This is a genomic window from Conexibacter stalactiti, from assembly GCF_033542075.1.
In the GTDB taxonomy this organism is placed as follows: domain Bacteria; phylum Actinomycetota; class Thermoleophilia; order Solirubrobacterales; family Solirubrobacteraceae; genus Conexibacter; species Conexibacter stalactiti.
The window spans coordinates 1-24201 of record NZ_JAWSTH010000043.1; the positions used below are offsets into that span (position 1 = coordinate 1).

Sequence of the window (24201 nt, forward strand, 5' to 3'; positions counted from 1 at the left end):
GCCCAGCGGCGCGGGAGCGCGCGCAGCGCCGGCCGCGCCTCGGCGAGCGCGGTGCCCGCGGCGACCGGCGCCGCCGTCACCAGCACGGTCGTGGACGGTCCCAGCGCCGCGTCGAGCGCGGCCTCGCGGCGCTGCACGCTCGACGCCGCCAGCAGCCCGAGCAGCAGCGCGAGCGCGAGCAGCAGCAGGGCCCGGCGACGGCCGCTCATCGGGTCGCCGCCGTGCTCGCGGTCGCCGTCGGCAGCTCCAGCACGATCCGCGCGCCGCGCTCGCTCGGCGCCGACGCGAGTCGGCCGCGGTGGCGGGCGGCCACATCGGCCGCGATCGCCAGACCGCGGCCGCGGGAGGCCCGGCCGTGGCGCGGCGCCCTGCGCAGCAGCTGGGCGATCGGCGCCGGCAGCCCCGGCCCGTCGTCGAGCACCTCGATCCGCACGGTGTGCAGGCCAGCCCGCGCGCGCAGCACGATCTCGCCGTCCTCGCCGTCGCGGCCGTGCTCGATCGCGTTGGCGAGCAGGTTCCCGCACGCCTGCGCGAGGCGCATGCGATCGCCGTCGACGAGCACCCGCCCGCGCGGCTGCTCGACGCGCAACCGCATCCCGCACTCGACCGCCGGCGCGCGCCATGCCTCCGCGACGTCGACGAGCAGCACGCCGACGTCGAACGTGCAGGTGCGGTCGGGCGCGCGCTCGCCGCTGGGCGCGGCCGCGAGGTCCTCGAACGCCAGCCGCGCCCGGCCCAGCTCCAGCTCGACCGCCTCCAGCGGCCCGCGCAGCCGCGGATCGATCGCGATCGTCTCGCCGCCGGGCAGCTGCTGGCCGGCCGCCGCCAGCCGCGCGGCCAAGCGCGCCGCCGTCAGCGGCCCGCGCAGCTCGTGACAGGCGCGCGCGACCAGCTCCATCCGCCGCGCCAGCACCAACCGACCGCCGAGCACGGCGAAGACCGCCGCCAGCCAGCCGCCGATCGTCACCACGGCGCTCATCGGGCGTTCACCGGCCCGTCGCAGAGCCGGTAGCCGATTCCCCACACGTTGACGACGAACCGCTCGCCGTCGCGCGAGAGCTTGTGGCGCAGTCGACATGCGTGGGAATCCAACGTGCGTGTGGAGCCCAGCAACCGAACAAACTCCCCATACGGTCGCTGGAGGACCGTTTGCAGGCTATCTAGACGATTCAAGTTGTCTACAGCGAAGATGTGGTGCTCGTGCGACGCGCCCGCGCCGCTGGCGCCGCCGGCGTCCCAGTGCAGGACCGCCCCTGAACCACAAGAGTCGTGTTCGAAATCCGACACCAGCACAACACACCGAAACTTGGTAGATTTTCGTCGATGTCTACCGCCGCTCGGCCAGAAGCGTCGTTGCGGCGGAAGCAAGTCCGGCCCGTGGGACAGGTCGAGCAGGCCTGCACGGTCGCCGTCAACTAGGGAGGTCTATTACCCAAATTCCGTCAGTGCTCCTGAGTGACAGTCGAGGGTCGACCTACGAACTCGGATTGGTCGCCGCCGGAGAAGGTCAACCACCAAAGGAACAGGGGATGACTAGGACTTCTACTCAGCGTCTTGCGCAGTTCACTGCTGGCATGACAGCGCTGCTGGTCGCACTGATGCTTACATCGCCACCGCCGGCTTCAGCAGCAAGCTTCTGCAATGGACAAACCGTCAACAGCAGCCACACCTGCTATGGCGTCGCTCGCAATTTTCAGATAGTTGCGGGCTGGGGCGTCAGCACCGGCGTCTGTGTTGGCTACAACCAAATAGCGAGAGGATTCTGCACGACTTCTGCGGGCCTGAGTGCGTACTGGGACCTTGGCTCGTACGCTGTCCGTACGCCGCGGATCATCGGGTGGTCCCCCACCGACACAGTAGTCAATGGGGACACGGGCTGACCGCAAAACAAGCAGTTCGACTCGGGCACAGCTGCGCCAGCTCGCTCGCCACACTAGTCGCTTCGTTCTTTGTCGGAACCCGCGCGATCAGGCTCGGCCGGGTCCAGCGCGCGTTAAGAGCAGGCCCGAGAGCTGCTCAAGCTTGTGGCTAGGCCCGGTGACGAGCAATCTGTTGGGTACTCCCCAGCGATAGTCGAGTATCGCTGTACAAACTAGGCCTATCTGCCGCGGAGCAGATCAAGCACTAAAGGGACAAGGGATGACTAGGACTTCTACTCAGCGTCTTGCGCTGTTCACTGCTGGCATGACAGCGCTGCTGGTCGCACTGGCGCTTACATCACCACCGCCGGCTTCAGCAGCAAGCTTCTGCAATGGACAAACCGTCAACAGCAGCCACACCTGCTATGGCGTCGCTCGCAATTTTCAGATAATCACAGGCATCGGAAATAGCACGGGCGTCTGCGTTGGCTACAACGCAATAGCTAGAGGAGCCTGCACGCCCGCAGCGGTCTCGGTCGCGATATGGGACCTTGGATCCTACGCCGTCCGTACGCCGCGGATCATTGGTTGGTCCGCAGCTAACACAGTCGCCCAAGGAGACACCGGCTGACCGCAAGACAAACGATTCGATTCGACGGAGCGATGGCGACTACGACCATGAGCTGGCGCACCTGCGCCAGCTCACTCGCCACACTGCTTCTCCTCGCAGGTCTGGCATCGTGCGATTCAGCTGCTCCTAGTAGCACGGAGGCTCGATTCAGCTCGCAGTCTGCGCCGCGTATGCTCAAGCGGCTCTCGCCCGCGCAGCGCCACAGCTTCGCTGTGCTGCGGACACGACCCGAGGGCCTCCCTCCATATGCGCAACGTCTCGCAATAGCCACCAAGGCAGGCTTGAACCCGGCACTGGCGCAACGGGTTCGCGTGACGGTGCCGGGGAACTACTGGCTGGTACCCGGCATGGACCACCTCTGCGTTGTCTCGGAAGTGCCGTGGACTCCAGGGATAGCTGCCACCTGCACCAGAACACAACAGGCCATCGGGCACGGATTCGGAACCATCTCCTTCACACCGGCAGAAGGGGCTCCGCCCGGCAGGCAAACACGACAGCTTGTCGGCATAGCTCCCGACCATACCCGTACAGCACTCGTCCACACCAGAGGCTCGGTCGCCGCCGTGCCAGTCGTCAACGGCGTCTTCGTCCTGCGCGACTCACTCGGTGCGCCATCCGACTTCATCGAGCTGCGACGCACAGGCGATCCCAGATGAAGCGTCCGCTCGACCGCCCAGCAGGAGTCATAAGGACCGGCGCGCCCCACAGCCGAGTAACCAGCCGGTGCTGGAGAGGATCGCCTCGCCACGATCAACGCCGGTCCCTGAAACGCAGAACTCCCGCAGTCACAGGGGCTTCTTGAGCGGTGAGCGACGGGACTCGGACCTGCGGCCGCCTGGACCACAACCATGCGCCGTTGACGAGCAGTCGAGTCCAAACGGACGCGGAACCTCCGATGCCACCGGGCAATCCGCTCGTTAGCCCAGCCGCGAGGTAGTAGAGGTTTTGGTCCGAAACCGCTAGAACGGCGGATCTTGGACCAAAACCTATCGGCGCCACGCGCGTGTCCCTGCGCCGAGGACCGGGTCAGAGGCGAGGCGACAGACTCGTGCAGAAGGTCAGGGGCGCAGCTCGGCTCTAGCGCAACAAAGCCGCGGGTGAGAGACCGCGGCTTCGCTGGGACTGGTGAACTGCAAGTGATTCGCTCGTCTCTGACGAACGACCAAAAAAGTATGGCGAGCGAGTGCCGTCTGCGCAAGGAGAGCTGAGCGCTTGTGTGCCAAATATGGAATACCAGAACTTTGATCTACAGATCCTTGACTCTAGGTTGAGGCATGCCTAAACTCGATCGAACCCTCCGCGCTAGCGAAGGGATTGGTGAACTGCTTGCACGCTCGCCTGTAGCGTGTCCAGGGGGTGAGAGCCCTGGAGCGGACCAAACGCGCAGGCGGGCGTCAAGCCGAGCAAAGGAGGAGCCATGTCGGCTCTCCCCCTGGTGAGGCTCGGGCTCGGCGCGATCGCCGCCTCGACCCTCGCCGTGTCGTTCGTCCTGCCCGCGCCGGCGACCGCCGCTAGCGCTGGGCTCATGCCCGACCCGTGGCTGTACTGCGCGCACACAGTGCCGAAGTCGACACCAGCGCGGGTGTCCTACGCGGGCATCTATGCCAATCCGCACTACAACAGCGCGAGGACCAGCTGCCGCGATCTGTTCGTGACTGGGCGACCTTCGATTGCCTGGTACAAGGCGCGACCGGTTGACTGGACGACGACCTGCCGCTGGACCTACGGGAACAACCGCGTCACGGCTTACGTGTCCGGTGGTCGCGTCTACTGCTACTGGCCGTAGACACCGCGAGAAACGTTGGCCGCGCGTTTGTTTCGGCGCGCGGCCAACCCGTAGGAGACGAGTCAGGGTTACGCGGTCAGGGTCCCAGCGTCGATCTCGCGAAAGAGCCTGCCCGCATAACTTCGACCACTCTAAAAACTGACGCCCACCACCTACACCAGCGATCAGAGCGCGTCGCGGAGTCCGGGATGCTGATGGAAGCGCGCCTGGCCCTTGGGGCTGCTGCCGAGCTTGTTCGCGCTGGGCCAGCGCTTGTGTTGGCCTACACACCCATGCGGCTTGTACCGCCTAGTGCGTCGCGACCTCGGTGACAGTCAGCAGCTCGGCCGGTCCCTGCCCGCCGGGAACCGATTTGACAACTGCGAAGCGATGAGCGACGGCTCTCGCTACCTGCCAGCGTGCGTTCACGCTATGGGCGGCGGATCTCCAGGTGCTGCTGCATTGCCGACCCCGCAGCCTCGGGGTCGCCATCGACAACGGCGTCGAGAATGGCCTGATGCTCCTTGATCGCACGAGCGTAGCGCTCTCTGAGAGGAAGCTCGCTCGACCACGCGGCGTAGATTGCTGAGTGGATTCGCTCGATCATTTGTGCCAGCGCGGCATTGTGAGTCGCCCGCGCCAGCGCTTGGTGAAATCGCTGATCTGTGGCATGGAACAGCTCCTCTGCGCGAGGCGAGCGACGACTCGCAGCTCTCCTCATCGCCTCGTGCGCGGCGCGCACCTCATCGAGCTGCTGCGCACTGGCCCGCCTAGCCGCGATCTCAGCGGCCGGGACCTCGAGGATTCGACGGCTCTCGAGATAGGCCTCGATCATCCCGCTGGCTCGTCTTGATCTCAAAGCGGCTCCGAGGACATCTGGGCTCAGGACGTCCCAGCGGTTCGCGGGAGTCACGGTCGCGCCCTTGCCGTGCTTGACGTCGACCAGCCCACGCTCTTGCAGAGCGCGGATTCCCTCCCGAGCGACGCCGCGGCTTACCTCGAACTGCTCAGCGAGGTCAGTCTCCTTGGGCAGCATCTCGCCAGGTTGCCGGTCGCCGGCGACGATCTCGGCTGTGATCGTCTCCAGGAGCTCGCGGTAGAGGCGGGACATCGAACGATCAAATCACATCCCCCTGTTGGACTTCGCCGCTGTTCTGGCGACTCCAGACAAACCGGTTTCCGACTAACCGCAATTGCGCTCCGGCCGACGGGGTCGTGCGTTTCTGCCTGCGACGACTGTTCGGATCCAGCAGATGGAAGAGACGCCGCGCAAGGAAGTCTGTTCCTATCTGCTCCCGCGCCCGGCCGATCTGCTGGTCGAGCGGTTCTACTGGAGCTCCGCGACTTGCGCGCACCTCGTGCGCGTACCAGCGAATGAGCGTCTCAGCGGAGTGTCCGAGGTCCACAGCGACCTCCGCGATCGGATCGCCACTTCGCAGTCGGACGCTGGCGCAGGTGTGCCGCAGAGCGCCAGGCGAGAAGCGCTCGAACTCAGGTCGCCAATCGGGGTGTGCCGCCAACATCGCCGCGCGCAGGGGCCCGAGGCTGCGGACCCAGTTCGAATATGAGTTGGGCGTGACCTCACCGAATCTGTTGGGGAACAGCCAGCCCAGCGGCTGCACGAGCCCCGTCGAAATCCAGAGCTCAAGATCCCTCATCGCGTGTCTCGGAAGCCGAGCAAATCGACGCTCGCCCGTCTTGGTCTGATCAATGCGATGCTCAGTCGACATCACGTCCGTAACCCAGATCCCGCCGGCGGCGTGATCGACGTGGTGACGTTTGGCGCCCATCGCCTCACTGGGGCGCAGCCCGCCGTAGGCCATCACCGAGACAAGTGTGGCCGAGCGCAACCCGCGACGCGGATGTCCGCGAAGACCGTCATCGGCGAGGAGAGCGGCCCGCAGGTGCTCCGTCTGTTCCGGCGACAGCGGCCGAGGCCGACGAACGGGGGTTCGGGGTAGAGGATCGAGAAGCCGAATGAAGTTGCCCTGCGGGAGCAGTCCTCGCTGCGCCGCATGATGCAAGCACCGCGACAGGACGGTTCTGGCCCGATGGATCTGGATGGCCGGGTGTCCATCGCTTCGCATCAGATCGACCCAGAGCGACAGCGCGGCAACGTCGAGCTGCACGACGAGCGCATCGCCTAGGTAGGGCAACAGCCGATCTCGGACCTGACGCGCGTAGCCTCGCTGCGTCGACGGCGCGAGCAGCGCGGCCTGATGATGCCACCACACCGGGATCCATCTCGACAGCCTCAGCTCCTGGCCAAATCCCCGTCGCGCTTCGGCCGTACCCAACGTGCCAACGCGGTCCTCGTAAGCGCGAACCGCATCGAGATCGAACCAAGCTGTGGACACCGAACCAGTCCTGTACTCGCGAACGGAGAAGGAAGGGTAGCCGTGTGACGGACCGGTCCCTCGATCACCCGGGACCTGAGCCTTCATTCCGATGGACGTCGGTCACGGCCTTGCTTCCGTCGCGACCTCGTCGCACGGGTGAAAGCGGACGATCGCTGAGAACACGGCCTTAGGGGGGCGAAAAAGGATGCGTTCTGCCCTCAGGGCCGCCATGAACGTCACCACATTCATCGTGTTGTTGGCCGCATCGCCGTGGCGGTCGCGGTGAGGAGCGACTTGCCGGCCCCGGGCGGCGATTTGAGAATCGGCGATGCCGGAATCATCAAGGTCCCGGAGCTGGTCGGCTTGGCGCCCGATGAGGCGGCAGCCATTGTCCGCGAGGCGAGCCTCCTGCCGGCCTTCGAGCACGACGCTGCCGTCGTCGAGGGTCACGGTCGTGTGATCGGCCAGGCGCCGGCCGCCGGCGCCGCGGCTCGTACCGGCGACGTCGTCGTGGCGGTGACCGCCCGCCCCGCAGCGCCCCAGATCGATCCGGCGGGATCCGACATCGCCGACGACGAAGCCGAGCAACGGTGGCCGGCGTCCAAAGGGCCGGACCCGATCCCCGAGGATTCGCTGCCCTTCGGCGAGTGGCCGGTCGATGTCCCGCAGCGTCACGACGTTGACGAGACGCCCACCAGCGGCGGCCCGCGGAAGGGACCTGCGGCGGACCGGAAGCGACGCTTCGGAGCACGTGTCACCGTCCGCGATCCGCGAGTCGCCGTCGCTGTCGCGATGGCCGGACTGGTGTTCTCGATCGTCACGGTCCGATCATGCGCAGGCGCACCGCAAGAGCGGCGGCCAGCGCCCACCCCGGCGCTCGGACCTCAGTCCTCGCCCGCCGCCGTGTCTCCGGATTCACGCAGAGCCCACAGCGTCCGACGGCGTCCGACGAGTCCTCACCCGACGGCTAGACGCAGAGCGCCGCCTCGGCGAAAGCCGCCGACTCGCGCGGCTCGGGTTGCTTCTAGGCCGCCCGCACCCAGACGACCGCTCGCCACCTCACACAGCGCCCCATCAGCGCCGTCACCACAGCGTGCGGCGCCTTGCGAACTCTGCTTCGAACACCCCTAGCGAAGGGAACCTCATGTCACTCGCTCTTTCTTCCGCCAGCCACGGCGGCGGGCTCGCCGCTGTTCGATCGTCGATAGCCGCGCCGTTGGCAGCGCTGGTCGCGGCCGTTGTCGTCAGCAGTTGTTCAAGAAGCGACGTCGACCTGGCCGCGCCGCCGAGCGTCGCGGCGCTCAACGCTGCCGGTGCGTTCGGCAGAGGCGCCAACGCGGCGATGATCAGATCGGTCAGGTCCGTCGCCGAGACGTTGACGAACAACCTGCTCGGCTTCGTCGGCGCGACGCTCGTACTCGTTATTCTCGGCCTCGCCGCCGGTCACATCTACGGCGACGAGCGCGCGCACGAGAAGACGCTGCGGGTCGTCAAGGGCGTCTTCATGCTCGTCGCGGCCACCGGGCTCGTGGCCTGAGCGGATGCTCGCCCGCCGCCGTCTGGTACTGATCGTCGTGCTCGTGGTGGGCGGGCTCGCCGTCCTGCCCGCGCCAGCCGGGGCTGTGACGCCGGTCGGCGCGGTGTCGGCGTTCATCGACTTCCCGTCGGTGAGGGAGATCGTCGAGGACGTCGTCAAGTTCTTCTTCGGCGCGTTCCTCGACGCGCTCGTACCGGATTGGCTGCGCGACCGATCGGTCGACGCGCTCAAGCGGCTGGTTACGGTCCCGAACCCGACCGACGCGAGCGTGTGGCCGACGCTGGCGAGGCTTTCGGAGGGGATGCGGTGGATCGCGATCCCGCTGCTGTCGCTGGCGGCGGTCGGGGCGTGGACGCAGCAGTGGCTTGGCGAGTTCGCGGGCCGGGCGGCGTCGTTTGAGCAGGCGCTGATGCGTACGGTGCGCGCGGCGCTGCTGCTGGTCGCCTACCCAGCGTTCTTCGACAACGCGGTGGCGCTGACCAACAGCGTCACCAATGCGATGCTGAGCCTGCCGGCCGCCGGGCAGGGCCTTGAGCGGACCGTCGGGATCGTCTTCGCCGGCACGCTGCTTTCGGGTAGCGGGCTCCTGCTGACACTGCTGGGCATCGCGGCGGTGCTGCTCGCGGTCGGGTTGTTCATGACCAACGTCGCGCTGCTGGTGCTCTTCGGGATCCTGTTCGTCTCGGCGCCGTTGGCGATCGTCGCCTCGGTCGTTGACGAGACGCACGGCCTGTGGACGGCCTGGCGCTACACGCTCATGACGGCGGCGCTGGTGCCGGTCGGGTGGTGCGTGCTGTTCACGACCGCCGGCGCCTTCGTGGCCGACATGACCAACTGGTCGGGCGGCGTGACCGGCCAGCTCGGTGCGCGGTTCGTCGGTGTCGCGGCGGCGATGGTGATCCTGTGGCTGGCGGTCCGCTGGCCCCTGATGCTGTGGGGCGCGGTCCGCACGCAGATCTCCGCTGCGCTGTTGTCGGTCGGCACCCGCGTCCCCGTGACGGCGGGCGGCGTCCGCCCGCCGGCGACTGGCCCAGCGGCCCGCGCCACGCTGCAGCGGGCCAGCGTGCGGGCCGGCAGCGCGGCTGTGACGCCGCTGGCCGCGCTTCGCCGCCAGCCCGCCGTCCCCGCGCTGATGCCCGCAGTCGCGGGCGTCAGCGCGGCGGCGACACCGCCTGTAGGCGGTGTCGGCCTCCGTCGCGACTCCGGCTCCGCGAGCGGCGGACGGTCAGGGGTGGCAACGGCCGTAGGCGGGGCTCGAGCGCGCGCCCATGCTGTCGGCGACGCCGTGCGGGCGACGTTGTCGACCGGCGCGGCGAGCGGCGCGGTCGCCGACGCGGCGGTCGCAGCCGCTCTGCGCCCGGCCCCGAGCGCCGCGACGCCGAAGCCGTCCATCAGAGCGACGGGCGCCGTCGCGCCGAAAGCACCGCCGAGCAGTTCGAGAAGATCGCCGGCCACGGAGCGTGCCGTCGGTTCGGCGTCGCGCGATTCGGCGAGTTCGGCGGCGCGGCCCGCGGTACCGGCGCCGAGACCTCCCGCGCCCGCGCCCGCGCCCGCGCCGCCGGCCGACCGGTCGAGCGTGGCCCCTCCGTCGCCCACGCGGCCGCCGCTGCCAGCTGACGTGCCACCGCCGAATACCGGCATGCTGCCCGCGGGCACGCCACGGACCGCTTCTGGCCGGCCCCCGTCCGCCTCCGGACGCAGGCAGCACATCCGCGACACGGGCACGGGCTCGGGCCAGACGTCCAGATCCGCACGGCGCCGGTCGGCGCCGGGGTTCGTCGTGCAGGCGCCGCAGGCGCTCCTGCCCGAGCGGGCGGTGCGCGTCGCACCGCCAACGAGCGCACACACGTCAGCCCCCGCGGCCCGTCCTGCAACACCTTCGCGCCGAACGGTGCCTGCGTCGATGCCGCCGTCTTCGCCTGCGTGGGAGGACGGGACGCCGGGACCGCAGCGTGTCGGACCGCCGGTCGTGCCGGCGCGCCGTTCGCGGAAGCGACTGGAGCGCTGACACGTGTTCCATCCTGCGCCGCGACGGCTCGACGAGCCCTACAAGTTCTACGGCTTCACGATCTGGCAGTGGTTGGTGCTGCTGCTTGGCGGCGGCGGCGCTGTCGCTGCGCTGCGGGCGCTTGAGGTCGGCATCCAGGTCGGCGGGTTCCTCGGGACGCTGCTGGTCGGCGTGCCGGCGATCTACTGGCTGCTCGGCGAGTCCGGCCGCGTCGAGCCCGCCGAGCTGCTGCGCGACGCCGCCCGTCACCTGGTCGCTCGCAAGACGTTCGACGCGGGGCCTGGTGAGCCGGTCGCGCTGGTCGTCGCGTCAGCCGAGCGCCGCGGCGAGGCCGTCACCGAGCCGACGGGCCGGGAGGTCCCGTGGTGATGAGGAAGGGGTTCGCTGCCAAGGGCCGGCCAGTGGTCGGCTGGGAGTCTCGGCCAGCACGGCGGACGGGTGCGCGGCGCGCGGCTCGGCCGCAGGTCGGGACGCTGGTGCCGCTGGCCGGCTACGAGGACGGCGGTCGCGCGGTGTTGGCCGACGGAAGCGTCGTCGCCGGTCACGAAGTCCAGCCGCTCAACACGCTGGTGCTCGACGAGCAGCGGGTCGAGCAACTCGCCGCGCAGGTGCACAAGCTGCTGGCCCGCATCCCCGCCGGCCAGTCGCTCTCGCTCTACGTCCACTCGCAGCCGCTCGACGCGCAGCGGCTCGCCGATCAGCAGCAGGCCGCCAGCAGCCGCGTCGGAGCGCACCTGGAGCGCCACGGCCGGGCCGAACTCGGCGAGGCGGTGCGGCGACTGGGACACAGCCGCGTCGACTCGCTGCTGGAGCACGTGCCGCGCGTGCCGGCCACCCGCGTCCGCTACTTCGTCTTCACGCCGCTGCGGCCGCCGGCCGCCGCGCGTCCGCGTCCAGACCGGCGCGCGCGGGCGCTGCGGCTGACTGCGGCGCAGCTGGACAGCGCCCTGGACGAGCACGACCGCTATCTCGCCTCGGTGCTGGCCGGGCTGCAGGCGATGCGGCTGCACGCCCGCCCGCTGGCGGCCGTCGAGATCAGCGACCTGCTGTGGGAGCGCTGCTCGCCGAGCCGCGCGGCCGCCGGCGACGACGCCCCGTCCGCTCGTCACGGCGAGCCGCCGCCGCTGAGCGCGGCGCGGACGGTCGAGCAGGCACGGGCGGTGAACCGGATTGTGAAGGGAACGATCTGTCAGGAGCCGCTCGACGCGCGAGCGCGCAGCCACCTGCGGTGGGCGCGCGACGTTGAGCAGGTCGTGCGGCTCGGCAGCGTGCCCGAGGAGACCTGGCTGGGCTGGATCCAGTACCTGGCCTTGGCGCCGCTGCCGTTCACGCTCGCCGTCCACTTCCACGGCCGCGACCGGCTGCGCGAGCGGTCGCGGCAGAAGCGGCGCTACAAGCAGCTCTGGGCCAGCAACCGCAGCCAGGAGCGAATGGGCAAGCTCGTCGACCCCGACCGCGAAGAGGCCGAGGACGAGGCGCGCGAGGTCACCGCCACGCTCAAGCGCCAAGCAGCCGCGACCGTCTACGACCTCAGCGCCTACCTGGCGATGCGCGAGCCCGGCGGCGACGTCGAGCGGCTCGGCGAGGAGCTGCGCGCGACCTACCGCGAGCTGACCGCCGCCACTGACGCCGTCGTCAACGACAGCCCCTTCGCGCAGGTCGCGTTGTGGCGCGCGACGCTGCCGCTCGGGATCGACCCGCCCAAGCGCGGACGCAAGTACCTGTCCGTCAACGCCGCCGACTCCTGGCCGCTGATCGGCGCCGGCTCCGGCTCGCCTCAGGGCCCGACCGCGATCCCGCTCGGCTACGCCCAGCCTGGGCGTGAGCTGGTCTGGATCGACCCGTTCGACACCGAGCATCCCAACCACGTCGCGATCGTCAGCGCCCAGTCCGGCGGCGGCAAGACGATGCTCGTCAGCCTCCTCGTCGGCCGCGCGATGGCCGACGGCGCGCGCGGCGCGATCATCGACCGCTCCGGCCACTGGGACTTCGCCGCCGCCACGATCCCCGGCGCCGCGACCGTGCGGGTCGACGGCGGCACGGGCGAGCACCGCGTGAACCCATGGGACGGCGAGCCGACCGCTGAGAAGGTCGCGTTCCTGATCGCGCTGCACGAGCTGCTGCTGACCGACGCCGACAACACCAGCAGCTCGCTCGGCAAACTCGAAGAGAACCTCCTCGGCCTCGCGATCCGCGGCGTCTACCGCCGCTGCGCGATCAGCGGCGAGACCCCGCGCGAGACGCTGCTGCAAGAAGAGCTGCTGCGCCGCCACCACCTCGCCCGCGAAGAAGGATCGGCCGAGCTGGCCAGCGCCCTGCGGCTGCTTGCCGAGAGCCTGCACAACTACGTCGGCGACGGACCCTACGCGTGGCTGTGCGACGAGCCGACGACCGTCGCCGTCGATGCACCGCTGGTCGTCTACGACACGCGCCGGCTGCCCGAGAGCGAAGCGCCCGCCGCGCTGTTCGTCATTTGCGAGGCGATCATCCGCCAGGTCGAGGCCGAACGCGAACGGTTCCTCGCCGGTGACGGCGACCCGTCGCTGCCGTGGGCGGGCAAGTTCTTCCTCGTCTTCGAAGAGGTCTGGAAGCTCGTGCGGCGCGCCTCCACCGGCCGCTGGGTCAACGAGCTGGCGCGCCGCAGCCGCCACCTGGCGCTGTGGCTGATCGCGATCTCCCAACAACTCGACGACTACCGCGGCCCCGAAGCCGAGGCGCTGATCTCACAAAGCACCCTGCGGTTCATCCTGCGTCACAGCAGCGGCCCGCTGGAAGCGCTGCGCGAGCCACTCGGACTCTCAGCCGCGGCGATCGAGCAGATCGCCGCGCTGGAAACCGTCAAGCGCGGCTACAGCCAGACCTACCTCCAGAACGGCAGCCGCGGCGAAGGGGTCGTGACGATCGCCGTCGGACCGCTGGAGTACTGGCGCAGCACCTCCGACCCCATCGGCGACGAGCCACTGCGACGCCTCGCGCTGCGCCACGCCGGCGGCGAAGGCTGGGAAGCGGCCTGGGATGCGCTGAAGCTCCTCGCAGACCCCGACTGGCACGCCCAGCACGACACCGCCCAGCGGGAGCCGTCGTGAGCGCCGCGGGCGTGATCGCGACGATCGCAGGACGGCGACTCGGCCGCGAACTGCTCGCGCTGCTGGCGCTGGTCACCGTGATGGTGCCGCTGCTGTTCATCACCGCCGTCGTCTCGGTCATCGGCTCCCACCGCCAGGCGGCGGCCGAGGCGTGCGGCGAAGCCGTCGACGCCGGCAGCGTCGCGGTCGGCGGCGGGCTGCCGGCCGGGCTTAGCCCGGGTGCCCGGGCCCGCTTCCACGAGCCGCTGCAGATGGAGCCCGGCCGCTGGTACCGGACCGGTGCGACGCGCTTCAGCGACGGCACCGGCGGCGTGCCCGACCCAGCGCAGAGCGACCTCTCCCAACACCCCGACACCTTCGCCGAACTCTCCACCGCGACCACCAACCCCGCCAACACCCGCACCTTCCGCTTCAACGACGCCAACGCGGTCGGCGCGCTGCCGTACATGACGGCGCTGCGCGTCGCCAAAGGCACTCGTAGCGCGATCGTCTACAAGCGCGACGTCGGCTACGGCCAGGGTGCCGACACAACCGCCAGCGGTGAGCGCTACCGCATCGACCTGCTCGTCCCCGTCGCCGACCAACTCGGCGTCAGCAAAGACGAGGTCCGGATCGCGCTCGCCCCCAGAACCGGCGCCGGCCCGGTGCTCGGCGAGACACCCGATAGCCCGCCATCCGGCGGGTCCGCGGTCACGGCGCAGGAGTGCGCGGCGATGCGGATCCCGACCGGCGGCAGCGGCCCGCTGCCGTTGACGCCCGGCCATCGCGCCCGGCTGCTGCCCAACGGCCACGCCGCGGCCCCGGAGCGGGCGCCGCGAGCGGTAAAGCAGATCATCGCGGCCGGCAACCAACTCGTCGGCAAGCCTTACCTGTACGGCGGCGCGCACGGCGCGCCGCTGTCACAGGTGATGCCCGCCTACGACTGCTCCTCCTCGATCTCGTTCCTGCTCTACGGCGCCCGCCTGGTCGACGTCGGCTACACCCCCGCCTCCGGCGACATGGCCGCCTCCCTCGGCGAGCCTGGCTACGGCCGCTGGGTCAGCGTGCTCGCCAACGGCGGCCACGTCTACGCCTACGTCGCCGGCCTGCGCTGGGACACCCACAACGCCGTCACCGGCGAGCAGGGCGCGGCCGGCATCGGCTGGCACACCGGCCGCCGCGACGACCTCAGCTTCACACCCCGCCACCCGAAAGGACTGTAGGCATGCAACGACGACGCACCTCGACCACCGTCGCGCTCACCAGCGCCGCCATCGCCGTCAGCGGCTGCGGCATCAACGACCCACTCAACGACCCGACCGCCGAACAATCGGCGCTCACCGTCACGACCACACCCAACGAGATCGTCATCCGCCGCAACGGCCAGCAACCCGCCGCCGTCGCCGACCTCTCGCCGACCGCGACCGCGGCGGTGCGGCGGTTCGCCGCGCTCTACGTCAACTGGGACTACCGCACCCTCACAAGCATCCAGCGGCGGCTGGCGGCGATGGCCGTCGGCCAGGCGTCGGCGATGAACGCACGCGCCGCAGCGCGCACGCCCGGCGACTACGAACTGCGGCGCGGCAGAGTCACCAACCGCGGCCATGTCGTCGGCCTCAGCACCCTGCCCACGCCCGCAGGAACGCGTGAGCGCGCAGGCGCGAGCGAGCGGACCTACGTGCTGGTCACGGTTGAGGAGACGACAGGTAGTCGCATGTACGACGGACTGCGGCCGTCGTACCACGTCACCCTCGCCACCGTCCAGCGTCTCGCCGGCGGCTGGGCCGTCAGCCGCTGGGAGCCGCAGTCATGACCGCCACCGCTCCCAGACCGCGCTCCACGCCGATCGACATACGCCGCTGGAATGCCGTACAGACCTTCATCGCCGCCTACGCGGCGCTGTGGCTCTGCACGCTGACCTCGGCCGTCGTCTTCGCGATGCTGACGCCGTTCAACCTGCTCGCCGATCTCTGGATCGGCACCCGGTTGACGCTCTACCCGCACACCGTCCCATCGACGGAGCTGGTCGTCTCGACCGCGGCGCACAACGTCCGTGTCGCGATCTGGCCGCTGGTCGCGATCGCGTTCGGCGCCGCGCGCGACAAGGAGCTGCGAGCGCTCGGCAGCACGCTCATCGCCGTCTTCTTGTTCATGAACGCGACGATCGTCGGCGCGGCGATCGGGATCGGCCGCTCGGCGCTCGTTCCCTTCCTCCCTCACCTCCCGCTCGAATGGGCGGCGCTCGCGCTCGTCGCGACCGCATGGACGCTCGCCTGCCAGCGCGAGCCGGCACGCGGGCGGCTGCTGGCGGTCACCGCCGGCTTCCTCGCCTTGATCGTGGCGGCGGCCGTGCTCGAGGTCTACGCCGTCCCCCACCTCTGATGGGAGACCGGAGATGGTGAGCACCCGCTGGCATCACCTGATGCTGGCCGCCGCGACAGCACTTGCGGCCGTCGGCGGCTACGCGCTCGTCGCCTGGCCACTGCTGGTGTGGTCACTGCTGCACGGCGAGCCCGCGCTGATCGCACCCGCCGACGTGCTCGCCGGCGGCCTGCGAGCACTGGCCGGCAGCACACCGGCACGAGCGTGGGCCGCCTACGAGCTGCCGCCGACCGCGTTCGCCCTCTTCGTCGACGCGCTGCTGACGCTCGCCGCGGGCGCGCTGGGGTTCGTCGCGTGGCTGCGCGTCGACCGCTGGCGCGGGCAGTCGCACGCCGGCGCGCCGACGTGGAGCCCGCGACGGCAAGTGACCCCGCGCGCGTGGGCGACACCGCGCGACTGGCTGCACCTGCAACCGCGCGACCGGTCGCGTTCGAGCGGACGGCGAGTCGCGTTCAGCGTCCTGTTGCGGCGGCTGCTGCGCGAGCCGCGCGAACCGGTCGCCGGCGACGCGTGGCTGCTGGGCCGGCTGCGCGGTACCGAGGTCCGCTCGGGACCTGAGATGCATCTCGGCACCTTCGCCGCGTCGCGCGCGGGCAAGACCGTCCGTGACCTGATTTCCCAGATCCGCGCCCATGACGGGCCGCTGGTCGCGATGTCGACCAAGCTCGACGTCGTCCTCCACACACTCCAGCTGCGCCGCCGGCACGGGCCGGTGTGGATCTTCGCCCCGATGAGCGACCTTGAGCCGTTGGAGCTGACCTCCTGCGGCTGGACGCCGCTGACCGCCTGCGGCACGTGGCACGGGGCGCTGGCGATGGCGCAGTGGATCTTTGACGCCGACCCCACCGCGGCGCCCTCGTCGGAGAGCTCCAGCGGCGCGCGCTTCTACAACCGCGAGGCCGTCGAGACGCTGCTGCCCGCCCTGCTCCACGCCGCCGCGCTCGACCGCCGGCCGATGGCCGACGTGCTCGCCTGGCTGCGCGGCGGCATCGACGGCCTCGACCCGCCCCGCCAGATCGTCGAGCAGCACGGCGCCGACCGCGCCGCGGCGGCGCTGGCCGACGTGCAGCAGCAGGACGAGCGCGCCCGCTCCTACCTGCTCATATCCGCCGCCCAGCTCGTCAGCGCCTACCGGCTGCCCGACGTCCAGCACCACGACCGCCACGAATTCGACCCCGCGCGGCTGGTCGCCGAGGGCGGCACGCTCTATCTGATCGCGCCCGACAGCCAGCAGGACCTCCTGGCGCCGATCTTCGGCGGCATCGTCGGCGAGCTGCTGCGCACCTGCGAGCTGAACGCCCAGCACGCCGCCGACCCGCGCACGCTGCCGGTGCTGAAGTTCATCGTCGACGAGGCCGCCCAGCTGACACCGCTGGCCAAGCTGCCGACCTATCTCGCGGTCAGCGGCGGCTGGGGCGTGCGCTGGATGCTCGTCTACCAGTCGCTCGCGCAGCTTCGCCACCGCTACGGCGCCGACGCCGACACGATCCTCGCCAACCTCCACGTCCGCAAAGTCCTCGGACCGGTCCTCGACCGCACCACCCGCGACGACCTCGTCCACCTGCTCGGCGAACAGCAGGCCACCCACACCAGCTACACCGCCGATCGGTGGAGTCCACCACGGTCGGTCACCCGCCAGCAGCAGCGCCGCAACAAACTCGACAGCGACGACCTGCTCCGTCTCGGCGAGGGGATGGCGGTCGTCGTCCACGGCCGCGACCTGCCCGCCAGAGTCCACCTGCCGCTGTGGTGGGAGTGGGAAGGCGCCCGCTCCGCTAAGGAAGCCCACGCGCAGACGCGGCGATCGACGTGATGACCGCGGCGAGCATCCCCGCCTCCACCGGCGCCGACTACGCCGAGTACCTCGACGGCAAGACCGTCGCCCCCGAGCAGGGCGACTACTACCTCGGCCGCGACGGCCTCCCAACTGAAGCACCCGGCCGCTGGCTCGGCGACCCGCACGCGCTCGGGCGCGTCGGCGTCGCACCAGGGCCGGTCGCCGCCGAGGAGCTGCGCGCGCTGATGGCCGGCCGCTGCCCCGGCCAGCCCGAGAACTTCCTCCGCGCGGCCGGCCCCGACGGGACGCGCGCGGCCGGCATCGACGTCACCTTCAGCGCGCCGAAGTCGGTCAGCATCGCATGGGCGCTCGGCGACCCCGACCAGCGCGCGGAGATCGAACAGGCACACCGCGCCGCCGTCGAACAGGCCGTCGGCTACCTCGCCGAGATGGTGCCGCTGACAGCGAGGTGGGATCCGGCCCTCGGATCCTCGACCCCAGCGAAGGCCGCGCACGTGCACGCGGCCGAGTTCCTGCACACGACCGCGCGCGGCGTCGGCGACGGCGCCCCCGACCCGCAAATCCACAGCCACGTCGTCATCACCAGCGTCGAGCGCGACGACGGCACCGTCACCGCCGTGCGGTCCCGACCCGTACTGCGCGTCGCGCGGGAAGGCGGCGCCTTCTACCGCGCCCAGCTCGCGGACCACCTCCGCCACCTCGGCTACGCGATCGACCCGGCCGGCGTCAATGGCCGCTACTTCCGCATTCGCGGCGTCGAGGAGCAGGTCGAGGCCGCCTTCTCTAGACGCACCGCCGAAGTCCAGCAAGCCGCCCGCGCGTTCCGGGCAGAGCACGGCCGCGCACCCGAGCGCGGCGAGCTGCGCGCGCTCGCGATCGCCACCCGCAGCAGCAAGATCCCCCACACCCGCCACGAGCTCGACGCGAGCTGGCAAGCGACCGCCGCACCGCACGGCCTCGACACTGGCCGCGCTGCTCGGCTGCGCTCAGCCTCCGCGCCGGCGTCCGCGGAGACGGCGAATTGGGCCACCACGGTCGAGCGCAACGTCACCGCCAAGCGCGCAACCTTCGACGAGCCCGAGCTGCGGACCGTCGCACTCGAGGCCGCCGCCGGCCACGGACTCGCCGCCCAAGACGCGCTCGACGCGACCGACGCGCTGCGGCGGTCCGGCCGCGTGCTCGACCTCGCCGACGGCCGCATGACGTCCGCGACCGTCCGCGCCGCGGAGACCGCGATCGAGACGAACCTGACCGCGATGGCCGCCGATCAACGGCGCCGCATCGAACCGCGCGCACGCGCCGTCGGGATCACGGCGGTCGAGCAGCGGATCGGTGCACCTCTCAGCGACGAGCAGCGCGCCGCGATCGAACGCATCACCGGCCCCGGCCGCGCCGCCGTCCTGGTCGGTCCGGCCGGCACCGGCAAAGGCCTCGTCATCGACGCCGCCGCCCACGCCGAGCAGGCCGCCGGCCGCCGCGTCTACGGCGTCGCCGTCGCTGGCCGCACCGCGCAGCGGCTCGGCGAGAGCGCGCCCGCGCTCGTCGGCCGCGTCAAGACGATCGACGGCTTCATCGCCGCCGCCGAGCGCGGCCGCCTCCAGCTCGACGCTGACACAACCGTCTACGTCGACGAGGCCGGCATGGGCGACACCGACCGCCTGCACCGCCTCACCAAGCTGATCGCCGAGCACGGTGGCGCGCTGGTCGCGATCGGCGACCCCCGTCAGCTCCCGGCGATCGGCGCCGGCGGCATGTTCGAACGCCTCACCCACCACCTGCCGACCGCCGAGCTGCACACCATCCACCGCGCCAGCGACCCCGCCGAACGCGACGCCTGGCAGGCGCTCCGCAACGGCAACGCCGACGCCGCGCTCGCCTTCTACCGCGACCGCGGCCACCTGCACCTGACCGATACCCGGGACGAGGCGCTCGAAGCCGCCGCCCACCGCTATGACCAGCTCGCCGCCGAACACGGCCACCACCAGGTCGCGCTGATGAGCGACGCCAGCAACACCGAGATCGACCACCTCAACCTCCGCATCCAAGCACTTCGCCGCGGCCGTAGCGAACTCTCGACGCACGGCGTCGAGCACCCCGCCGGCTATCAACTCTGCGCCGGCGACCGCGTCATCTGGACCGAGTCAATGCCCGCCCGCGACGGCGGCGCCCGCGTCGAGAACGGCCAGCGCGGCGCGATCGAGACGATCGACCGCGAGCGACTGGCGGTGCGGCTCGACGGCGGTAACCGCCTCGTTCAGCTCGACGCCCACCAGCTCGGCGCCGTCAGACTCGGGTACGCGACCCACGTCGTTCGGGAGCAAGGTGCAACCGTCCGCCGCTCGGTCGTCGTCACCGGCGGCTGGCAGACCTCGCAGGAGACCGCTTACGTCGAGAGCACCCGCGCCACCAACGGCGTCGACTGGCACCTGGCGCGCGAAGACCTCGATGGCGCGGACGACACCGACCGGCTGCGCCAGCTCTCTGCCCGCATGAGCGCCAGCCGCGCTCAAGCGCCTTCGCTGGCGGCAGAGCTTGACGATCCCGTACGCGCGCCCAGCGACCCGGTAGACGATCTGCGCGTCGCGCGGCTTGCGCCACAGCCGTCACGTCGACCCACATTGCCGACGCCCAACCACGCCATCGAGCGGGACCGATGACGGCGGCCAGACGGGCTCCCCGGCTGCAACTCACCATCTCGGCCAGCGAGCGCGATGCGCTGGCTCAGATCGCGCAGAGATCTCATGAACCGGAGGCCACTACGGCAGCTCGGCTCCTCCGAGCCGTACTGCTCGATCGAGGCACGGCCATCGAGGACCGGCTCCGACGCCCAAACACACCTTCCGAACCAGCAGACCCGCCACCGCAGGTGACGGACTCCCCGTGGCTGCCTCCACAGCGGCACGCCCGCGCGATCGAACTACTCCGCACCCGTTATCCGCACGAACTTAGATATCTGCCGATGGACCCGTTCGTAGACAGCCTGATTGCAGAACAGCTCGCTGCGCTCGCCCACTGGCGGGAGCAACTCGACGATGGCTACCATCTCGACCCCCGCATGGAACTCGCCTTCGGCCACGAACTTCGGACCGTCGCGACCTGGCTGCAACAAGCGGCCCGCCGCGGTCGATGACGACGATTGCCGGTTAGTGATGACTAACCCTGGAGACTGGTCCTAGTTCGCTTGCAATGTACCAAAAAACCGTTTACCGTGCCGTAGGCTTCGAGGTATGAGGAGGCGTGATGGCGCGAGTTCAAGCTGTAACCACACTTCTGGTGCTTGTTTGCATGGGTCTCCTTGCGGAGACGGCAGCAGCGACCATCACGTGGGATATTAAGTCCACGCCTCAGCCAGACCCATTTGTGCACCGAGTCTCCTGGGACGTATCATGCGCGACCGATGCAAACTGCATTTCTGTAGGCGCTCGGAACATCGGAGGAGGACTCCAGCGGCCGTTCGCCCAAGAGTGGGACGGAACAGCTTGGATAACGCGCAGTGTACCGACCCCGGCCAGCACATACGATTCCAAGCTCCTGTCGGTCGACTGCCCAACGGCCTCATGGTGTATCGCAGTAGGCACCTACTCGACCACCTCGGCAAACATCAGAGGATTCGCGGTCGTTTGGAACGGTACCACCTGGTCTCTCCAAACCGTCCCGAATCCTTCAGTATCAGTAAATTATCTTTGGGATATTTCGTGCGCTGATACTCAGACATGCACGGCCGTCGGGTACTACGGCACGACGTCACCATTTGCCGTTCGGCTTAGTAGAGGCGTTTGGAGTACGCAGTTTCCGACAAGTCCAACCGGCGGAACGGACGTACGGCTCGCCGGTGTTTCATGTCCCGATACCGCCACGTGCGTTGCGGTTGGCGACTACGTCTCGAGAAGTGGCGCACCGACTACGATGATCCAGCGATGGGCAGGGGGTTCGTGGGCGATGCAGTCGTCGCCGAGTCCGAGCGGATCGCTCAGTCTCGATCTGCGCAGCGTTTCGTGCGCATCTACTACGAGCTGCTCCGCAGTGGGAACCTACGTCGATAGTGGCAGACTTCAGAGTACTCTCGCGCTGCGGTGGAACGGATCCCTCTGGAACTCTACGACTGTCCCTGCCACGGGAGAGCTGCGACGGGTCGATTGCGCTGCCTCTAGCTATTGCGTCGCCGTCGGGTCGGAGAGAATGGGGGCAAACGTCGAATACGCGCGGGCCTTCGTCTGGGATGGGAGTTCATGGAACTTGGAGTCCCCGGTGCAACCGTTCTTCGCAAATGCAGCGCGGTTATGGGGAATTGCTTGTCCGAGTAGCAATCAATGTATGACGGTCGGAGATAAGATCACGTTGTTTGGCGAACAGCGGGTGCTGACCGAACAGCTCGAAGACATCAACGCGGGCTGGCGGACTCGAGCCGCCGTAAATGAGTCCGAAGGCGCAGCTGATACTCGTCTCAGGGAAGTCAGTTGCGCTACAAGCGTCACTTGCATGAGTATCGGCGAATCGACCAGTAGCGTCGCTGACGCCGTCCCTATAGCCGAGCGGTGGAGCGTCGATGACTGGGCCATCCACAAGGTGGGAGTCGCGTATCAGGAGGATGTCTCGTGTCCGACTAGCTCATTCTGTATCGCTGTAGGTACTCGCAATTCTCCCTCGGTTCCAGTAGCTGTGCACTGGGAATCGGGAAGATGGACTGAGCAGATGGTGCCTAGACCGCCCAGCTCTACAAGCGCATGGCTGCATTCGAGCTCATGCGTGTCAGCAAGTGAATGCGTAGCGGTTGGGCAGTATGGCGACGCCTCATACAATACTAAGATGCTCATTACGCGTTGGAATGGCACGGCGTGGAGTGTAGGTAACACCCCGCTTCCTAGCGGCGCAACTACGTCGAATCTCGCGAGAGTGTCCTGCGTTTCTGGGTCAGCGTGTACAGCAGTCGGGTTCTATATTGCCAACAACAGCGCCAGATTCTTAGCTGTCCACTGGAACGGAATCGTATGGACGATCAGTAGTCCTCCTAGTCCGAGTGACAACGACGGAAGAGTTAGTCGACTCAATAGTGTTTCCTGCGCTACGGTGAACTACTGCGTTGCGGTCGGCTCATACCGAACGACGTCCGGCACCGGAGCTCGCGTCTCCTACCTTTGGAACGGCACAGCCTGGTCCCTTCTTCCTAATACCGGCGTGGCGGTGCAAGATGTTTCGTGCGGATCTGTCGTCAGCTGCATGTCCGTGGGCAGCAGCGGGTTAAGAACGGCTGCGATGCACTGGGATGGAAGAAGCTGGAGTGTCTCTGTTGCCAGCGACGTCGTTGGGAGTCCCTGGAGCGAGCTTAGCGGCGTTGATTGCGTCTCAGATGTCCAGTGTATGGCCACCGGCTCCTACATCGATCCGGTTAACGGCCAGTGGCGCGTCTTGACAGAAAGCTACACGAGATGAGCACCAGCCAGATGTGTGAGCGCGCACGGCGTGGAGCTTGAAGATCAGGGCGGTTGGTTGGGAAGCGGGAACTAGGGCGCAACCGTGGACGCATCGGTAGTCCGACCAGGTGTTGCTCCTATGTCAAGCGTGGTCTGCTGAGGATTGCGGGGTAGCGGCGGGCGAGGAGTCGTTTGAGGCAGCGGAGTGCTCGGTGCGGGTCTTGCTTTCGGCTTGTTTGCGGGCGAGGTAGTCGCTTGTGGCGGGGTCCAGGCGGGCGCGGGTGATGGCGATGACGTGGAGCGCGGTTGAGTTGGCGGTCGCCGCCGCGGTCGAGGCGGTGGCGTTCTCGGGGTCCGGAGGATGCCGGGACGGGTGCGACGCCAGCGTGACGGGCGAAGCAGGCGTCGGTGGCGAACAGCTCGGCGCTCGGCGGTGTGGCCAATCGGCGTAGCGGCGACGATCGGGCCGCAGCCGACCTCGCGAGCAGCTCGGCCCGGTGCGCGGCGACGAGGTGGTGCAGCTCGCGCTTGATCGGGCAGCGTCGCGGGTGAGCGTGCGGATGCGCGCGACGTGATCGAGCGCGATCCGCGCTCGCGCCGAGCGTTCGAGTGCGCGCAGGCGGCGGGCGATCCGGTCCAGCTGACGACGATCGTCGAGCTGGCGGGCCCGGATCGTCGCTTCCACGTCGGGGCAGAGCACGACCAGATGCCAGCGCAGCCAGTTGCTCAGGCGGGTACGTTCGGTAGTCAGCTCGGCGCGGTGATCGGTCAGCCGCACGTCCATCGCGGCCTCGTCGAGGAACGCGGTCGGGAACCGGTCGACGCCCTCGCGGATCACGGCGCGCGCGATTGCGCGGGCGTCGATCTGGTCGGATTTGCCGATCTCTCGCTCGCCGCGTCGGATCTGTCCCGTCAGCCGCGGCGCCACGCGCACGACTCGTTCGCCGGCTTGCTGCAGCGCGTGCTCCAGGTGGCCGGAGACGTGCCGGCAGTCCTCGATCGCCCAGCCACCTCGTTGCCATTGTCGAGGGGGCGTGTCCAGGCGAGCGCGGCGCGATGGCCGTCGTGGTCGACCGTGAGCTCGCGCGCTCGTCGACGAGCTGGCCGGTGCTGTGCTCGATCGCTGCCAGCGCGTGCGTGCGCTTGTGGGTGTTGGCCCCGATCACAATCAGTCCCATCACGTTCTCCTCGTCTGACACCGCCCCGAACGACCGCCAGGAGGACTCGCGTGAGTTGGGGCGGAAACCCGCGAGAATCAACCCCCGCCGCAGAACGCCCGCCGACCCGGCAGATGGAACCCTGAAGCCCAGGACAGACTAGATGCACGGAGTGCGATGGACGCCAGCGCCGCGGCGCTGCTCTGGCCTGCGGCTGACCGGCCCCTACCCGTCGATCGACGGGCTGGC

At 69.2% G+C, this 24201-nt stretch carries 17 protein-coding genes and 2 pseudogenes; 12 read left to right on the forward strand and 7 right to left on the reverse strand.

Annotated elements, in window-relative coordinates:
* The 3 genes and pseudogenes from R7226_RS16315 to R7226_RS16325 form a co-directional block, all read right to left on the reverse strand.
* Nucleotides 1–209 (reverse strand): annotated as a pseudogene (locus R7226_RS16315) (hypothetical protein); the annotation flags it as partial.
* Nucleotides 206–979 (reverse strand): sensor histidine kinase, encoded by a 774-nt coding sequence (locus R7226_RS16320; protein WP_318598257.1) that lies wholly within the window; start codon nt 977–979, stop codon nt 206–208. The pseudogene R7226_RS16315 and the gene R7226_RS16320, both read right to left, overlap by 4 nt.
* Nucleotides 976–1293 carry a helix-turn-helix domain-containing protein gene (locus R7226_RS16325; protein ID WP_318598258.1) on the reverse strand — a complete coding sequence of 106 codons (318 nt, stop codon included), beginning with the start codon at nt 1291–1293 and terminating at the stop codon, nt 976–978. The genes R7226_RS16320 and R7226_RS16325 overlap by 4 nt, the downstream gene beginning before the upstream one ends.
* A gap of 2614 nt (nt 1294–3907) precedes the next feature.
* On the opposite strand from R7226_RS16325, the gene R7226_RS16330 reads away from it, so the two are divergent.
* On the forward strand, nt 3908–4276 hold the full coding sequence (locus R7226_RS16330; protein WP_318598259.1) for a hypothetical protein: 369 nt from the start codon (nt 3908–3910) through the stop codon (nt 4274–4276).
* 409 nt (nt 4277–4685) lie between these two features.
* Here R7226_RS16330 and R7226_RS16335 read toward each other — a convergent pair whose 3' ends face one another.
* Together R7226_RS16335 and R7226_RS16340 are read right to left on the reverse strand one after the other, a co-directional pair.
* On the reverse strand, nt 4686–5366 hold the full coding sequence (locus R7226_RS16335; RefSeq protein ID WP_318598260.1) for a FadR/GntR family transcriptional regulator: 681 nt from the start codon (nt 5364–5366) through the stop codon (nt 4686–4688).
* Nucleotides 5367–5373: 7 nt separating this feature from the next.
* Nucleotides 5374–6612, reverse strand: coding sequence for a tyrosine-type recombinase/integrase (locus R7226_RS16340; RefSeq protein WP_318598261.1), 1239 nt, complete (start codon nt 6610–6612; stop codon nt 5374–5376).
* A gap of 264 nt (nt 6613–6876) precedes the next feature.
* Here R7226_RS16340 and R7226_RS31735 point away from each other — a divergent pair, with 264 nt between their 5' ends.
* From R7226_RS31735 to R7226_RS16395, 11 genes are all read left to right on the forward strand, one after another.
* Nucleotides 6877–7725: a PASTA domain-containing protein gene (locus R7226_RS31735; protein ID WP_404827862.1), complete on the forward strand. Its 849-nt coding sequence runs from the start codon at nt 6877–6879 to the stop codon at nt 7723–7725.
* 85 nt (nt 7726–7810) lie between these two features.
* Complete coding sequence (locus R7226_RS16350) at nt 7811–8131, forward strand: hypothetical protein (protein WP_318598263.1); 321 nt, start codon at nt 7811–7813, stop codon at nt 8129–8131.
* 4 nt (nt 8132–8135) lie between these two features.
* The gene (locus R7226_RS16355) at nt 8136–10139 is read left to right on the forward strand and encodes a hypothetical protein (RefSeq protein WP_318598264.1); all 2004 of its coding nucleotides are present in this window, start codon (nt 8136–8138) and stop codon (nt 10137–10139) included.
* Between the two features lie 3 nt (nt 10140–10142).
* Nucleotides 10143–10508 carry a hypothetical protein gene (locus R7226_RS16360; RefSeq protein WP_318598265.1) on the forward strand — a complete coding sequence of 122 codons (366 nt, stop codon included), beginning with the start codon at nt 10143–10145 and terminating at the stop codon, nt 10506–10508.
* Nucleotides 10508–13225 (forward strand): VirB4 family type IV secretion system protein, encoded by a 2718-nt coding sequence (locus R7226_RS16365; RefSeq protein ID WP_318598266.1) that lies wholly within the window; start codon nt 10508–10510, stop codon nt 13223–13225. The genes R7226_RS16360 and R7226_RS16365 overlap by 1 nt, the downstream gene beginning before the upstream one ends.
* Nucleotides 13222–14427 (forward strand): hypothetical protein, encoded by a 1206-nt coding sequence (locus tag R7226_RS16370; RefSeq protein WP_318598267.1) that lies wholly within the window; start codon nt 13222–13224, stop codon nt 14425–14427. The genes R7226_RS16365 and R7226_RS16370 overlap by 4 nt, the downstream gene beginning before the upstream one ends.
* 2 nt (nt 14428–14429) lie before the next feature.
* The gene (locus R7226_RS16375; RefSeq protein ID WP_318598268.1) at nt 14430–15017 is read left to right on the forward strand and encodes a hypothetical protein; all 588 of its coding nucleotides are present in this window, start codon (nt 14430–14432) and stop codon (nt 15015–15017) included.
* Nucleotides 15014–15586 carry a hypothetical protein gene (locus R7226_RS16380; RefSeq protein ID WP_318598269.1) on the forward strand — a complete coding sequence of 191 codons (573 nt, stop codon included), beginning with the start codon at nt 15014–15016 and terminating at the stop codon, nt 15584–15586. Before R7226_RS16375 ends, R7226_RS16380 begins: the two co-directional genes overlap by 4 nt.
* 13 nt (nt 15587–15599) lie before the next feature.
* On the forward strand, nt 15600–17399 hold the full coding sequence (locus R7226_RS16385) for a type IV secretory system conjugative DNA transfer family protein (RefSeq protein WP_318598270.1): 1800 nt from the start codon (nt 15600–15602) through the stop codon (nt 17397–17399).
* Nucleotides 17399–20041, forward strand: a complete 2643-nt coding sequence (gene mobF, locus R7226_RS16390) for a MobF family relaxase (RefSeq protein WP_318598271.1) — start codon at nt 17399–17401, stop codon at nt 20039–20041. The genes R7226_RS16385 and mobF overlap by 1 nt, the downstream gene beginning before the upstream one ends.
* 302 nt (nt 20042–20343) lie before the next feature.
* On the forward strand, nt 20344–20514 hold the full coding sequence (locus R7226_RS16395) for a hypothetical protein (protein ID WP_318598272.1): 171 nt from the start codon (nt 20344–20346) through the stop codon (nt 20512–20514).
* 2418 nt (nt 20515–22932) lie between these two features.
* Here the strand turns inward: R7226_RS16395 and R7226_RS31740 are convergent.
* Nucleotides 22933–23238 (reverse strand): transposase, encoded by a 306-nt coding sequence (locus R7226_RS31740; RefSeq protein WP_404827861.1) that lies wholly within the window; start codon nt 23236–23238, stop codon nt 22933–22935.
* 257 nt (nt 23239–23495) lie between these two features.
* Nucleotides 23496–23837 (reverse strand): annotated as a pseudogene (locus R7226_RS31745) (IS110 family transposase); the annotation flags it as partial.
* Between the last annotated feature and the right edge of the window lie 364 nt (nt 23838–24201).

Bases quoted from the DNA above. Each gene is read 5' to 3' on its own strand.
- R7226_RS16385 (WP_318598270.1), top strand. From the start codon at position 15,600: ATGGTGAGCACCCGCTGGCATCACCTGATGCTGGCCGCCGCGACAGCA.
- mobF (WP_318598271.1), top strand. From the start codon at position 17,399: ATGACCGCGGCGAGCATCCCCGCCTCCACCGGCGCCGACTACGCCGAG.
- R7226_RS16320 (WP_318598257.1), bottom strand. From the start codon at position 979: ATGAGCGCCGTGGTGACGATCGGCGGCTGGCTGGCGGCGGTCTTCGCC.
- R7226_RS16375 (WP_318598268.1), top strand. From the start codon at position 14,430: ATGCAACGACGACGCACCTCGACCACCGTCGCGCTCACCAGCGCCGCC.
- R7226_RS16330 (WP_318598259.1), top strand. From the start codon at position 3,908: ATGTCGGCTCTCCCCCTGGTGAGGCTCGGGCTCGGCGCGATCGCCGCC.
- R7226_RS16355 (WP_318598264.1), top strand. From the start codon at position 8,136: ATGCTCGCCCGCCGCCGTCTGGTACTGATCGTCGTGCTCGTGGTGGGC.
- R7226_RS16380 (WP_318598269.1), top strand. From the start codon at position 15,014: ATGACCGCCACCGCTCCCAGACCGCGCTCCACGCCGATCGACATACGC.
- R7226_RS16395 (WP_318598272.1), top strand. From the start codon at position 20,344: ATGGACCCGTTCGTAGACAGCCTGATTGCAGAACAGCTCGCTGCGCTC.
- R7226_RS16365 (WP_318598266.1), top strand. From the start codon at position 10,508: ATGAGGAAGGGGTTCGCTGCCAAGGGCCGGCCAGTGGTCGGCTGGGAG.
- R7226_RS16335 (WP_318598260.1), bottom strand. From the start codon at position 5,366: ATGTCCCGCCTCTACCGCGAGCTCCTGGAGACGATCACAGCCGAGATC.